Annotated in this window: 11 protein-coding genes; 5 read left to right on the top strand and 6 right to left on the bottom strand. The window is 69.3% G+C overall.

The window, feature by feature from the left end; translation table 11 throughout:
• Window positions 1–8: 8 nt before the first annotated feature.
• The 3 genes from nirD to AB0D12_RS13400 are packed head-to-tail and all read right to left on the bottom strand — an operon-like array spanning window position 9 to window position 4,208.
• Window positions 9–374 carry a nitrite reductase small subunit NirD gene (gene nirD / locus AB0D12_RS13410; RefSeq protein WP_362680740.1) on the bottom strand — a complete coding sequence of 122 codons (366 nt, stop codon included), beginning with the start codon at window positions 372–374 and terminating at the stop codon, window positions 9–11.
• Window positions 371–2,977 (bottom strand): nitrite reductase large subunit NirB, encoded by a 2,607-nt coding sequence (gene nirB / locus AB0D12_RS13405; RefSeq protein WP_362680737.1) that lies wholly within the window; start codon window positions 2,975–2,977, stop codon window positions 371–373. The genes nirD and nirB overlap by 4 nt, the downstream gene beginning before the upstream one ends.
• A gap of 1 nt (window position 2,978) precedes the next feature.
• Window positions 2,979–4,208, bottom strand: a complete 1,230-nt coding sequence (locus AB0D12_RS13400) for an FAD-dependent oxidoreductase (RefSeq protein WP_362680734.1) — start codon at window positions 4,206–4,208, stop codon at window positions 2,979–2,981.
• A 194-nt stretch (window positions 4,209–4,402) separates the two neighbouring features.
• Here AB0D12_RS13400 and AB0D12_RS13395 point away from each other — a divergent pair, with 194 nt between their 5' ends.
• The 4 genes from AB0D12_RS13395 to AB0D12_RS13380 all read left to right on the top strand — a co-directional run bounded on the left by AB0D12_RS13395 (window position 4,403) and on the right by AB0D12_RS13380 (window position 9,659).
• Window positions 4,403–5,188 carry a TSUP family transporter gene (locus tag AB0D12_RS13395; protein WP_362680731.1) on the top strand — a complete coding sequence of 262 codons (786 nt, stop codon included), beginning with the start codon at window positions 4,403–4,405 and terminating at the stop codon, window positions 5,186–5,188.
• 934 nt (window positions 5,189–6,122) lie between these two features.
• Complete coding sequence (locus AB0D12_RS13390; protein ID WP_362680729.1) at window positions 6,123–7,628, top strand: YncE family protein; 1,506 nt, start codon at window positions 6,123–6,125, stop codon at window positions 7,626–7,628.
• Window positions 7,629–7,762: 134 nt separating this feature from the next.
• On the top strand, window positions 7,763–8,392 hold the full coding sequence (locus AB0D12_RS13385; RefSeq protein ID WP_362680726.1) for a hypothetical protein: 630 nt from the start codon (window positions 7,763–7,765) through the stop codon (window positions 8,390–8,392).
• Window positions 8,393–8,594: 202 nt separating this feature from the next.
• Window positions 8,595–9,659, top strand: coding sequence for a peptidase (locus AB0D12_RS13380; RefSeq protein WP_362680723.1), 1,065 nt, complete (start codon window positions 8,595–8,597; stop codon window positions 9,657–9,659).
• 247 nt (window positions 9,660–9,906) lie between these two features.
• Here the strand turns inward: AB0D12_RS13380 and AB0D12_RS13375 are convergent, their stop codons facing one another.
• The 3 genes from AB0D12_RS13375 to AB0D12_RS13365 all read right to left on the bottom strand — a co-directional run bounded on the left by AB0D12_RS13375 (window position 9,907) and on the right by AB0D12_RS13365 (window position 12,494).
• Window positions 9,907–10,530, bottom strand: a complete 624-nt coding sequence (locus AB0D12_RS13375; RefSeq protein WP_362680721.1) for a class F sortase — start codon at window positions 10,528–10,530, stop codon at window positions 9,907–9,909.
• 116 nt (window positions 10,531–10,646) lie between these two features.
• Window positions 10,647–11,153 (bottom strand): hypothetical protein, encoded by a 507-nt coding sequence (locus tag AB0D12_RS13370; protein ID WP_362680718.1) that lies wholly within the window; start codon window positions 11,151–11,153, stop codon window positions 10,647–10,649.
• 579 nt (window positions 11,154–11,732) lie between these two features.
• Window positions 11,733–12,494, bottom strand: a complete 762-nt coding sequence (locus AB0D12_RS13365) for an aminotransferase class IV family protein (RefSeq protein WP_362680715.1) — start codon at window positions 12,492–12,494, stop codon at window positions 11,733–11,735.
• A gap of 83 nt (window positions 12,495–12,577) precedes the next feature.
• Here AB0D12_RS13365 and AB0D12_RS13360 point away from each other — a divergent pair, with 83 nt between their 5' ends.
• Window positions 12,578–13,165 carry an NAD(P)H-dependent oxidoreductase gene (locus AB0D12_RS13360; RefSeq protein WP_362680712.1) on the top strand — a complete coding sequence of 196 codons (588 nt, stop codon included), beginning with the start codon at window positions 12,578–12,580 and terminating at the stop codon, window positions 13,163–13,165.
• Window positions 13,166–13,268 lie beyond the last annotated feature (103 nt).

The following is a 13,268-nucleotide window of genomic DNA, read 5'->3' as shown; positions in this document are numbered from 1 at the left end:
GTCCGAGGTCAGTTCAGCCGTACCTCGTAGGCCGTCACGGAGACCGAATCGTCGTCCAGACAGCGCCCGGTCGCCAGGTCGAAGCGCTGCTTGAGCAGCGGCGACGCGACGAAGGGGCCGCCGGAGGATGAGCCGACGAGGCCCCGGGAGAGGACCTGGGCCCCGGCGAAGGGGTCCTGGTTGTCGATGGCGTACGGAGTGCCGTCGCGGTCCAGGAAGACCGCGGCCTGGCGGCCGTCCGGCAGCAGGGCCGCGACCCCGCGGCCCGGGGTGAGCAGGGACAGCGCGCAGAGCGCGAACCACTCCTGGCCCAGGCGGAGCTGGACCTGTGTTTCCGTCTTTACGGGGGCGGTCTGCTCGGGTGCGATCGTCATCGGGTGGCGGTACCTTCCAGGACTTCCAGCGGGCGGATGGTCAGCAGCGGCAGATCGGGCTTGACCTGGTCGCGCTCGGGCACGAACTTCACCGTCGGGTCCGGGACTTCGGGCGCGTTCACGAAGGAGACGAAGCGGCGCAGCCGCTCCGGGTCGTTGATGGTCTCGGACCATTCGTCGCGGTAGCCCGCGACATGGTCCGCCATCAGCGATTCGAGCTCCGCGCAGATTCCCAGCGAGTCATGGACGACCACATCCCGTACGTGATCGAGGCCGCCCTCGATCCGCTCCAGCCAGGTCGAGGTGCGCTCCAGCCGGTCGGCGGTACGGATGTAGAACATCAGGAACCGGTCGATGAGCCGCACCAGTTCCGCGTCGGAGAGATCCTGCGCGAGCAGATCGGCGTGGCGCGGGGTCGCGCCGCCATTGCCGCCGACATACAGGTTCCAGCCGTTGGCCGTGGCGATGACGCCGAAGTCCTTGCTCTGCGCCTCCGCGCACTCGCGCTGACAGCCGGAGACCGCCGACTTCAGCTTGTGCGGGGAGCGCAGGCCCCGGTAGCGCAGCTCCAGATCGATGGCCATCCGGACCGAGTCCTGCACGCCGTAACGGCACCAGGTCTGGCCCACACAGGACTTCACGGTGCGCAGGGCCTTGCCGTACGCATGCCCGGACTCGAAGCCCGCCTCCACCAGCCGCGCCCAGATCAGCGGCAGTTGATCGACGCGCGCGCCGAACAGGTCGATCCGCTGGCCGCCCGTGATCTTCGTGTAGAGCCCGTAGTCGCGGGCCACCTCGCCGATCACGATCAGCTTCTCGGGAGTGATCTCGCCGCCCGGGATACGCGGCACGATCGAGTACGAACCGTTCTTCTGCATATTGGCGAGGAAGTGGTCGTTGGTGTCCTGCAGCGCGGCCTGCTCGCCCTCCAGCACATAGCCGTCGGCGCCGATCGTCGGCGCCAGCGAGGCGATGATCGAGGCGACCGTCGGCTTGCAGATCTCACAGCCGTTGCCGCCGCGGGCCGCCTCGCGTCCGTGCGCGTCGAGGAGCTTCTGGTACGAGGTGATGCGCAGCGCGCGCACGGTTTCGTACAGCTCCTGGCGGGTCTGGGCGAAGCAGGCGCACAGGCCCTTGTCGACCTCGACGCCCGAGGACTCCAGCTCGGCATTGACCAGCTGGCCCAGCACCTTGACGCAACTGCCGCAGCCCGTACCGGCCTTGGTGCACTTCTTCACCTCGGGCACGGTCGTGCAGGAGTGCTCGGTGACCGCTCCGCGGATCGTGCCCTTGGTGACGTTGTGGCAGGAGCAGATGACCGCGTCGTCGGGCAGCGCGGACGGGCCGAGCGCGGCCGGTGCGCCGATCCCGGCCGGCAGCACGAGCTGTTCGGGCGGGATCGGCGGGACGGAGCCGGTGAGCGGGCGCAGCATGCCGTAGGAGTCGGCGTCACCGACCAGTACACCGCCGAGCAGCTCGCCCTCGCGGCCGATGACCAGCTTCTTGTAGACGCCGGAGCGGGAGTCGGAGTAGACGACGTCCAGGCAGCCCTCGGCCGTGCCCTGCGCGTCGCCGAAGGACGCCACGTCCACGCCCAGCAGCTTGAGCTTGGTGGAGGTGTCGGCGCCCGTGAAGCCGCCCGCCTTTCCGGCCTCTCCGGCGATGGCGTCAGCGGCCACCTCCGCCATCTCGTATCCGGGCGCGACCAGCCCGTACACCCGGCCGTCGGCGGCCAGCGCACACTCGCCGATCGCGTACACCGCAGGGTCGCTCGTACGGCACTGCTCGTCGACCGTGATGCCGCCGCGTTCGCCGACGGTGAGCCCGCTCTCGCGCGCGAGCTGGTCCCTGGGCCGCACGCCGGCCGAGAAGATGACCAGGTCGGTGTCGATGGACGAGCCGTCCGACAGCGCCATCGCGGTCACCGCGCCGTCCTCGCCCGCCGTGATCTCCTTCCCGCCGACGCCCGTGTGCACGATCAGGCCCATGTTCTCGACGGTGCGGCGCAGCGCGGCGCCGCCGCCCTCGTCCACCTGTATGGCCATCAGCCGCGGATTGAACTCGACGATGTGCGTGGCGAGCCCCAGCCCCTTGAGCGCCCCGGCCGCCTCGAGGCCCAGCAGCCCGCCGCCGACCACGGTGCCGGTCGTGCAGTTCTTGGCGTACTCCTCGATCGCGAGGAGGTCCTCGATGGTGCGGTAGACGAAGCAGCCCTCGGCGTCCTTGCCCGGCACCGGCGGTACGAAGGGGTACGAGCCGGTGGCCAGGACGAGAGTGTCGTACGCGAAGGTCCGCCCGGCGCGCGAGGTGACCGTGCGCGCCTCCCTGTCGATGCTCTCGGCCGGGTCGTCGAGATGCAGCTCGATGCCGTGGCGCTCCATGAAGTCGCCCTCGACGAGGGAGAGTTGCTCGGGCGTCTGGCCGGAGAAGTACGAGCTGAGCCGGACCCGGTCGTAGGCGGCGCGGGGCTCCTCGCACAGCACGACGATCCGCGCCCGCCCGGTCAGGCCGCGCTCGGCGAGAGCTTCGAGGAATCGCTGGCCGACCATGCCATGGCCGACGACCACGATCGTGGGAGTCGTGGGGGTGGACATCGCAGGCATGTCAGAGGCCTCCATCATTGGTGAGCAGGTGGAGCAGGGGCACGCTCTCCGGGAGGGCCTCGTCGCCCTCCCAGGCCCGGGCGAGCGCGCCGACCGCGGCGAGATCCCCGAGCAGCACCCCGCCGACGAGCCGGTCTCCGCGGACGACGACCTTGCGGTACGCGCCCCGGGTGGCGTCGGCGAGCTGGACGACGTCGTCCCCGGGCCGGGGAGTCGGATCGCCGAAGGCGGCGAGATCGAGCGGGCCGGCCGTGGCGGGTCCCGGCCCGGTGAGCGTGAGGCGGGTGAGGGCGCGGGTGCCGGTGTACCGGGGCGACGCCGAGGTGAGGTCCGGCGCCGAGGTGAGGTCCGGCGCCGAGGTCAGTACGGAGGCCAGGACATCGGCCTGTTCCAGGGCCGGACCCGCCAGGCCGTACACCTGGCCGTCATGCTCGGCGCAGTCGCCGATGGCGTATATGTACGGGTCGGAAGTGCGCAGCTCGTCGTCGACGACGATGCCGCGACGTACCTCAAGACCGGCGGCGTGCGCCAGACCGACCCGGGGGCGCACCCCGCACGCGAGCACGACGAGCTCGGAGTCGAGAACATACCCGTCGGCGAGCTCGACCGCCGTACCGCGCAGGCCTCTCACCCGGCACTCCGTGTGGACCTCCACACCCAGCGACTCGAGGTGGCCGCGCAGCAGCTGAGATGCGGACACGTCCAGATGGCGCTCCATCAGATGCTCGCCCTGCTGGGCCAGCACCACCCGGGCACCGCGTGCGGCCAGCGCGCGGGCTGCCGAGACACCGAGCAGTCCGCCGCCGACGACGACCGCGTGGATCCCGGGGCGTACGGCGGCGGACAGCGCCGCGCAGTCGTCCAGGGTGCGGAAGGGGTGCACACCGTCGGGAAGCTCTCCCGCCAGTCCGCGCAGCGGCGGCAGCACCGGGTTGGACCCGGTGGCCAGCACCAGCCGCTCGTACGCCACCGAGGTGCCGTCCGCGCAGTGCACAAGCCGCAGGTCCCGGTCGATCGCGGTCGCCCGCACACCGCGGCGTACCGGCGCCTCGGGCAGGGCTATCACCTCGGGGCCGTAGCGCCCGGCGAGTACCTCCGCGAGCAGCAGCCGGTTGTACGGTGCGTGCGGCTCCTCGCCGAGGACCGTGACGTCGACGCCGTCCACGCCGAGCTGTCGCGCAAGCCGCACGCCCGCCGTTCCGCCGCCGATGACCACGATCTTCGATTCCATGCCTGCAGCCTGCGGTGTCGGTGTTACCCGGCAGGTCTTCTGCTGTTTCCCTCGGGGAACGCTGCGCTCAGCGCGGCGCGAGCCGGGATGTGAGGGCGCCCCCGACCACTCACCCGGCGCCGGAACCTCAGACGTCGCTCAAGTCTCCCGGGATTGATGGACGGCGCACTCATCTCGTCCCTAGGGTCGTGACCATGCCCGACATATCGCTGACCACACTCGTCCTCCTCTGCCTCGCCGCCGCGGCGGCCGGCTGGATCGACGCCGTGGTGGGCGGCGGCGGGCTGCTGCTCCTGCCCGCCCTGCTGCTCGGCCTGCCGCACGTCCAGGCCGCTCAGATCCTCGGCACCAACAAGGCCGTGGCCATCGTCGGCACCTCGGGCGCCGCCGTCACCTATGTGCGCAAGGCCCCGGTGCAGGTGAAGACGGCGCTACGGATCGGACTCGCCGCGCTCGCGGGCTCAATGGGCGGCGCGTTCTTCGCGGCCGGCATCAGCAGCGACGTACTCCGGCCCGTGATCATGGTGGTGCTGCTCGGCGTCGCGGCCTTTGTGATGCTGCGGCCCAACTTCGGAACCGCCGCGGACGCCGGCAAGGGCCCCGTCACCCGCGCCCGCGCCGTCACCGCGATCCTCCTCGTCGGCGGCGGGATCGGCTTCTACGACGGGCTGTTCGGGCCCGGCACCGGCACCTTCCTGGTCCTCGCGCTCACCGCCGTACTCCATCTCGACCTGGTGACCGCCTCGGCCACCGCCAAGATCGTCAACGTCTGCACCAACGGCGGGGCGCTCGCGATGTTCGCCTACCAGGGCACGGTGATGTGGCAGCTGGCCGCGCTGATGGCGGTGTTCAACCTGGCGGGCGGCATGTTCGGCGCCCGGATGGCGCTCAGGAAGGGCAGCGAGTTCGTCCGTGGAGTGCTGCTCGTGGTCGTCTTCTCGCTGGTCGCGAAGCTCGCCTTCGACCAGTGGACGGCCTGACGGCCTGACGGGCCTACGCGACCGAGTGTGTGTCGAGTGCGCCTATGCCCTCTGTCCGGGGTCGTGGAAAACGCCGATAAGATCGTGAGCAGCCACGCATATAAGAAGGCGCGCGGGCAAGGCGCATCGTGACACAAATAATTCGTCCATTCGCTTCTGTATTGACGGAGCGACATGCCTAGCCGGTTTGCCCGCGGCGTCGCAATACCGCCAGCATGAGTCCGACGACAGCCAGGGCAGCGGCTCCGGCTCCGGCGTAGAGGCGCGTGTGAGGTCCGGCGTCCTTCGAAAGCGTCACGTTGTCTATGGCGTCGTCGACCGACAGGTTGAGATCGTCGAGGGGTTGGGATTCCGGAGTCCAGACTGAGCACCTCGCCCAGGTCCTTGAAGGTGACCGGACCCCGCTGCCAGAGCACCAGCATGACCAAGTACTGCGGGGCACACAGCGGTTCAGCACCATGCTCGGGCCGTGCTGACCCTCCATCAGTGGAGGTGTTCGGACGATGGGCGGTGTGGATGTCGCCCACGCTCCAGTCGGAAGGACGCTGCGTAGCGCGGTATCGCTGCCGGACGTTCGTTGGGGTGTGACCCAGATACGCGTCAAAGGGGCACCGCCCGCCCCTTTGGCCTCGATCACTTGATCAGACCGACGACGGTGCCCAGGCCAGGGAAACGGGGCCCGCCGGGCTACCCCGCCCTACTTTGCGGCTGGTGTCTGAGCTGGGACTCCGGGGCCATTCACGGGGAACGCGTCGAACAAAAGTAAGCAGATAATTCTCTTTGATTACCGATTCGGTATTGAGGCGCAAAGCACAACACGTCAAACATGTGCACAATTGCGCATTTTGCGTCCTTTATAGTTCCCCCGAGTCATCACAGATGATTTCTGCACCCCGTCATGAACCGGGGTCATCACTATGGACGCGGAGGTCCCGTGTTTGGTCTTCGGGCTAGTCTGGTCAGACGCCCCTCTGGAAATCACGGCACTGGTAATTCCGGAAAGAGCTCGTGGTGGTCCCGTAAGCGGGCCGCCACCATCGCCCTTACGGCGCTCGCCTCGTTCTCCCTCTTCCCCGCCGCGCCGGCGAACGCCGCGCCCTCGGACTTCCTCTACGTGGCGAACCACGACGACAACAACGTCTCGGTGATCGATACGTCCACTGACACCGTCGTCGGCACTCCCATCACTGTGGGCGCCGGCCCCACCGCGGTCGCCATGCTCCCGAACGGCACCAAGGCGTATGTGAGCAATGGGAGTGGCAACAACGTGTCAGTGATCGACACTGCCGACAGGACCGTCACCGCCACCATCGGAGTCGGCGTTAACCCCCGCGGCATCGCCGTCACGCCTGATGGCACGAAGGCCTACGTCACCAACACCGGTTCAAACGAGGTCTCGGTGATCAACACCGCCACCGACACCGTGTCCAGCACGATCAGTGTCGCCGGACAGCCACTGGCTGTGGCGATCTCCCCCGACGGAGACACCGCCTACGTCGTCAACGTCGGCAACAACACCGTGGCGGTGATCGACACCGCCACCGACACCGTGAGCACCACCATCACCGTGGGCACCAACCCTTCCGACGTGGTGTTCGCGCCCAACGTGGCCAAGGCGTACGTTACGAACTCCACCTCGGGCACCGTCTCGGTGATCGACACCGCCACCAACACCGTGACTGGCTCTCCCATCACAGTGGGCACCGGGCCGAACGGTCTGGACATCCTGTCCAACGGTTCGAAGGTCTACGTCGCCAACCCCGGTTCCAACAGCGTGTCCGTGATCGACACCAGCACAGACACCGTCGCCACCACCATCACCACCAACATCGGCGCCGACCCCCAGGACGCCGTGGTGACGGGGAACGACCAGAAGGTCTATGTGCCCAACCACGCCGACAACAACGTGTCGGTGATCGACACTGCGACGGACACCGCCAGTCCCACCCAGGTGCCTGTCGGACTCAGTCCCGGAGGAGCCGCCGCCTCCCCGAGCCAGGGTGACACGGTCGTCACGTTCGAGGTCAGCCCCACCGATGGCCTGACCATCACCGTCCCGGACACCGCCACCCTCGGCGGCGTCACCCCCGGCGGCACCGCCACCGGACAGCTCGGCAACGTCACCGTCGACGACCAGCGCTCCCTCGCCGACGCCAACTGGACCTCCACCGTCAGCCTCAGCCAGGACTTCACCACTACCGGAGGCTCCCCCATCTCCGGCGGCGCCGTGACGTACACACCCGGCGCCCCCGTCGCCCAGACCAACGGACCCTTCACTGCCGGAACCCCCGGAACCCTCGCCAGCCCCCGCACCGCCTACAGCAAAACCACCGGCTCCGGCGACAACAGCGTCACCTGGAATCCCACCCTCGACGTCGCCGTCCCCGCCGCCGCCGTCGCAGGCACCTACACCGGCACCTTCACCCACTCCGTGGCCTAGGAAACAACCAGCCACACACGCCGGTCCGCGCAAGGCCGCCGCCGCGAAGGCCGCGACGGCGGCCTTGCCCTGTACGGCACCCGAGCGGCGCATCACGGGATGAAGACCCACAGCATCTGACATACCGTCATTTCATGACGCTTATCGACGGTATGCGGGCGCCGATCCGGCGCACTGTCGTCCTGGCCGGGCTCTGCGTCACCCTGGGATGCGCGGCGGTCGCAGCAGCTCCGGTCCACGCCGAGGGAACCGGAGACAGAGACAGAGACGACTACAGCGGCAGCGAGGAGTACAGGGGCAACGGGTACAGGGACGGGGGCGACACAGACGTCTTCTTCGAGGTGAGACCCACCGGCGGGCTCACCGTCTCCGTTCCCTCCAGGGCCACCCTGTCCCGCACGGTTCCCGGCGGCACCGCCCGGGGCCGGCTCGGCGAAGTGGAGGTCGCGGACGAGCGTTCCGCCCCCTGCGCCCAGTGGACCGCCATCGTCTCGCTGCGCCGCGAGTTCACCTCTGGCGGCCACGGGAACGATGCCATCTCCGGCTCACGCGTCTGGTACGCCTCCGGCCCGCCGATCCACGCCTTCAACGGCCCCTTCTTCCCAGGATTCCCCGGCAGCCTCGACGATCCCCGCGTCGCCTTCAGCCATCCTGACGGCTCCGGAAACAACTTCGTCTCGTGGAATCCGGCCCTGGGCGTTCACGTGCCCGAGTCCGCGGTGGCCGATAGCTATCACGGGACCGTGACCTATTCGGTGGCCTGACCCACGGACGCCTGAATCCCCCGACAATTCCACTAATTCAACGTCGAGACACAGGCGCGACATGCCGGATTTCTGCGCAGTTCCGTCTTTATAGTTCCTCCTGGCCATCACACTCCTCGGGCCGGTCGGCTCAGACGGCCCACTGAACATCACGGAAATAGGGTGGTGACCCATTCTGAGGCATAACCCACCACGCGCCTGGGTGCGCACCCGGGCCGTCGCCGTGATCATCGCGGTGGCGGCCTTCCTGTGCGCCCCTTCCGACGCCCTCGCCGTGGCTGTCCCCGCTGTGCCCGCGCCCGACTCCGGGCCGGGCCGGTTCGGCGTCCGGCTGGTCGACGCGCCCGTGGCCCGGCGCAACGACCCCCGTGCGCGCATCTATGTCGTGGACCATCTCAAGCCGGGCATGGCCATCAAGCGCAGGATCGAGGTCTCCAACAAGTCGGCGTCCCCTCTTCGTATCGACCTCTACGCCGCCTCGGCCCTCGTCAAGGACAGCAGGTTCCTGTTCGGCCCCGCGCGGACACCCAACGAACTGACCCGGTGGATCCGGGTCAAGCCCGGCAGCGTGAATCTGGCGGCTCGCACGAAGTCCATGGTCGACGTGGCGCTCACTGTGCCGCGCACCGCGCAGTTCGGGGAGCGCTACGCGGTCGTGTGGGCCGAGAGCCAGGCCCTGCCGGATGCGCGGCACAACGTCGGCAGCATCCACCGCGTCGGTGTGCGCGTCTACTTGGACGTCGGGCCGGGCGGTGACCCGCTGGCCGACTTCGTCATCCAGAAGATGATGGGAGCCCGGGACGAGCAGGGCCGTCCGAGCGTCACCGCCGTCGTACACAGCCTTGGCAGACGCGCCATGGACGTGACGTCCGGGCAGCTCACCCTGACAGGCGGCCCCGGCGGCGTCAGTGCGGGCCCCTTCCGGATCCCTCCCGGCACCACCTTCGCCGGGTACCAGACGGGCACCATCACCATTCCCCTCGAATCGCGGCTGCCCGACGGCCCCTGGAAGGCCAGGCTCGAACTGCGCAGCGGCCTGGCCCTGCGATCGGCCACGGCCACGGTGATGCTGTCCATGCCGAAGCAGCCCACGTCGTACAAGCTCTGGTACCTCACCGGAGCGGCAGCGGGCCTCGTCCTTATCGCACTCGTCACCACGGTGCTGCTGCTCCTTCGCAGACGCCGCAGAAACCGCAAAGCCCCGGATACCCCGGAGACGCGCCGAAGTCCCGGCCCAGACACCAGGGAACAAGTAGCCCGCCGGTAGCTGGGGTCCCATACCGGGGAGCTCACGTATTCATCTGTCGCCAGTTCTCCTGGATTCCAGCCCGCCGTTGCGCTCCTGCAACCACGTCGCCGCGACCTGCGGATACGCCTCGTTCGTCGCCGCGGTCACCCGCCGCCGCAGCGGCGCATCCGAGATGTAGCGCTTCCTTCCCGGAGCTCCTGACCTGGCCGGCATGCCTGTGCCTGGAGAAAACGGCTGCGATCCATCCACTGTGCCGGTAGATCCACTATTTCTGCAGCACCCCGATGAGATGCGCGTACGCCACCACATTGCCCTGGTAGCCGGTCTCGCTCGTGAAGCCGCCGCCACAGGTGATCACCCGCAACTCGGCCCGGTCCTTGGGTCCGTAGACCTTCTCGTCCGGGAAGGCGTCGGCCTCGTACACCTCGATCGCGTCGATGGTGAACACGGCGGTACGGCCGTCCTTGCGGGTCACCTCGATGCGATCGCCCTTCTTCAGCGCACCCAGGTTGTAGAAGACGGTGGGCCCGTGCGCGTTGTCGACATGCCCGGCGACGATCGCCGTGCCCTTGGCGCCCGGCGAAGTGCCGTCCTTGTACCAGCCGGCGAGGTTGCGGTCGGCGGCCGGCGGCACGTTCAGGCTGCCGTCCTTGCCGAGGTCCAGCGGCATGACGGGGGCGTCGACACTGATCTCGGGGATGCGCAGCCGTACGGGTCCGGACGGCGGCAGCGGGTCGGCGGCCGCGTCGGTGTGGTGTCCGGGGCCGGCCGCGAAAGCCTCGGCGGCCGACGGCATCGGCGGGGTCACGTCCGCGGAACCGTTCTGGACCAGCCGCAGGCCGATGTAGACGGCGACGGCTATGCCCCAGCCCCTTCCTTTGGCGTTCATCGCTCCTCGGCGGTCATCTGGTCCTACGGAAGAACTCCCCGTTCCCGGCAGGCGCGGCGAACCGGCCTGACGGGAACGGGGACACGGCGGGACGCGGGACGGTGCAGACCGTCCCGTCAGCTGTCCTGCGCGCCGCTCGCCCGGCGGCGCAGGAGCAGGATCCCGCCGGCGGCGGCCGCGGCCAGTACGGCCACACCCGCCGCGATCTGGGTGGTGTCGGGGCCGACGCTGCCGCCGACGCCCGTTCTCACATGGCCGCTCGGCCTGTCGTGGCGATGTACCACCGGCTCGGCCGCGGCCCTCCTGTCGTTCTGGCAGGTCACGCCGATGGCGTAGGTCCCCGGCTCGGTGCCGTGGGGGCTCTTGAGCCGACCGGGCGCGACATCGTTGTACGTACCAGGAGACAGGCGGAAGTCGCCCGCGCCGATCGACCGCGCGTCTGCGACGCCCTGGCCGTTGTGCTCGCAGGCGATGGTGTTCACGTTGCGGGTCGCCCCCGGGTCGACGGGCGACGGGAATATCTCGAGCGGCCCGAAAACCCCGGCGAACGCCGTGTGGGCGCCGAGCCCGATCGTGGCGGCTGCCAGCGCGGCGCTGGTCAGCAGACGGGCAGTGGTGCGCATGGCGGTCCTCCGGGGAAGCGCGGTGGTGCTCTGTTGTGTGCTCTCTCCGAGGTAAGGCGCAGCCCGCCCGAAACGCCTGCTGATGGGCAATCAGATTCGATGGCCTCGCTCGGCGTGTCGCACTGGACGTGATGCGTCGTCGCAGGTCATCGCCTGTGATAGGGAATCAGATCGAGGGCATGAAGTCGTCGTGCTGAACGGGTGAAGGGTGCTCCGGGTCCCGAGATGTCAGCCCGCCTGGAGGGGGGCGAGGAGCCGCGCGAGGAGAGCGCCGGGCGCCGCGAGGAAGCCTGGCGCGCCCGCGCGCCACGGGGCGCCGGAGGGCTCGGCGACGAGGGCTTCGGCCTCCCGCGCGAGAAGAGCGCCGGCCAGGCGGGTCGGAGTCGTCCCGGCCGTACGCCCAGGACGCGCCGATCCGGCCGGACGCCGCGTCGGCGATCTGCCGGGAGACCGGTGCCGGCTTCGGGCGGCGGTTGGCCTGGCACCCGGCTGTCCACGGCGTACCCGCCACAACCGGCGCCGCCGGCTACCACCGGCCGTCACCTCGCGGTCCGGCGGCGGGAGGGCCCGACCATGGGCTCAGATCAGGTCCCACTCCACCGCGTCGTACGCCGTCGTCACCGTCTTCATCAGCTCCGCATCCACCACGTACTCCACCTCGTCGATCCGGCGCACCGGCGCGATGCCCTGCGAGTTGGTGATGAATGCCGCCTCGTACGAGGGGAGGTCGGTGAGCGTCACCCGGCGGCGCACCGACGGCAGACGCGGCTCCAGCAGCGCCATCGTCATGCCGAGCAGCGAAGGGGCGTCCGGCCAGACCACCGAACTCCCGTCCCAGAACGCGATGTTGGTGATCGCGCCCTCCGTCACAAGACCGTCGGGAGCGGTCAGCAGCGCCTCGTCGACGCCCGCCCGGCCCGCCAGCGTCAGGCAGTGGTTCTGTCCGAAGCCGCCCAGATGCTTGATGTGCGGCATATCGCGGACGTACGGAACGGACATCAGGCTCTTCGGGTGCTCCGCCATCTTCTGCGGCGGCCGTACGGTCACCATCAGCGTCGCCCGCTCGTCGCCGTCCGGCCAGTAGACATGGACCCGCACGGAGGCATCGCGCGCGTCGGCCGCACCCAGCGCGTGCCTGATCTCCTTGCGTACCCGCTCACCGTCCAGGCCCCGGCCGAACAGCTCCCGTGTCGACGCGTCCAGCCGGCCGAGGTGGAGTGCGAGGCCGCGCACCCGGGCGTCCCGGACCTGCATGGCGGTGAAGTGCCCGTAGCTGTTGAGCGCGGGGAGGTGCAGCGCCTCCGCGGTTGCGGGCGCACCGTTGATCTCTATGTACGTCATGCGATCACCGTAATGCGGGCGACGCGCCATGCGTTCAGGAGCGGCTTGACCTCAACCTCGGTTCAGGTACGAGCCTCTTCCTCATGGACCTCAACACGCCTCTGAAACTTGCCGTCATCCTCGGCAGCAACCGCGAGGGCCGCTTCGGCCCGGTCATCGCCGACTGGTTCCTCTCCCGCACCGCCGAGCGCGCCGACTTCGCCGTCGAACTGATCGACCTGGCCGAAGTGGACCTGCCCACCGCCCTCTCCTACCGCCCGGCACCCGAAGTGCGGGCCGAACTTGCCAAGACCGCCCCGAAGTTGGCCGACGCCGACGCCTTCGTCGTCCTCACGCCCGAGTACAACCACTCCTTCCCCGCCTCCATCAAGAGCCTCATCGACTGGCATTTCGGCGAATGGCAGGCCAAGCCCGTCGGCTTCATCTCGTACGGCGGAATCTCCGGCGGTCTGCGCGCCGTCGAGCAGCTGCGCCAGGTCTTCGCCGAAATGCACGCCGTCACCGTCCGCGACACCGTCTCCTTCCACAACGCCGGCAGCCAGTTCGATGACGAAGGGCAGCACAAGGACCCCACCGCCTGCGACGCCGCCGCGAAGACGATGCTGGACCAGCTCGCCTGGTGGGGGCACGCCCTGCGCAACGCCAAGTCGGTCTGTCCGTACGCCGGCTGACGCCATCGCCATCGCCGCGGCCGTGGGCAGGGGCGGGACGACGGGGCGGGAAGGGTGCGTCGTGCGTACGGTGGCCTGATCGACCGGCGATGGACTCAAGGTC

This window comes from Streptomyces sp. NPDC048479 (assembly GCF_040651435.1).
GTDB lineage: Bacteria > Actinomycetota > Actinomycetes > Streptomycetales > Streptomycetaceae > Streptomyces.
Note: the sequence above shows the minus strand (reverse complement) of the source record. Positions and strands in the feature narration are given on the sequence as shown.

Excerpts from the sequence above, each read along its gene's own strand:
- nirB (WP_362680737.1), bottom strand. The coding sequence starts at position 2,977 with ATGCCTGCGATGTCCACCCCCACGACTCCCACGATCGTGGTCGTCGGC.
- AB0D12_RS13375 (WP_362680721.1), bottom strand. The coding sequence starts at position 10,530 with ATGAACGCCAAAGGAAGGGGCTGGGGCATAGCCGTCGCCGTCTACATC.
- AB0D12_RS13365 (WP_362680715.1), bottom strand. The coding sequence starts at position 12,494 with ATGACGTACATAGAGATCAACGGTGCGCCCGCAACCGCGGAGGCGCTG.
- AB0D12_RS13360 (WP_362680712.1), top strand. The coding sequence starts at position 12,578 with ATGGACCTCAACACGCCTCTGAAACTTGCCGTCATCCTCGGCAGCAAC.
- AB0D12_RS13395 (WP_362680731.1), top strand. The coding sequence starts at position 4,403 with ATGCCCGACATATCGCTGACCACACTCGTCCTCCTCTGCCTCGCCGCC.
- AB0D12_RS13385 (WP_362680726.1), top strand. The coding sequence starts at position 7,763 with ATGACGCTTATCGACGGTATGCGGGCGCCGATCCGGCGCACTGTCGTC.
- AB0D12_RS13370 (WP_362680718.1), bottom strand. The coding sequence starts at position 11,153 with ATGCGCACCACTGCCCGTCTGCTGACCAGCGCCGCGCTGGCAGCCGCC.
- AB0D12_RS13400 (WP_362680734.1), bottom strand. The coding sequence starts at position 4,208 with ATGGAATCGAAGATCGTGGTCATCGGCGGCGGAACGGCGGGCGTGCGG.
- nirD (WP_362680740.1), bottom strand. The coding sequence starts at position 374 with ATGACGATCGCACCCGAGCAGACCGCCCCCGTAAAGACGGAAACACAG.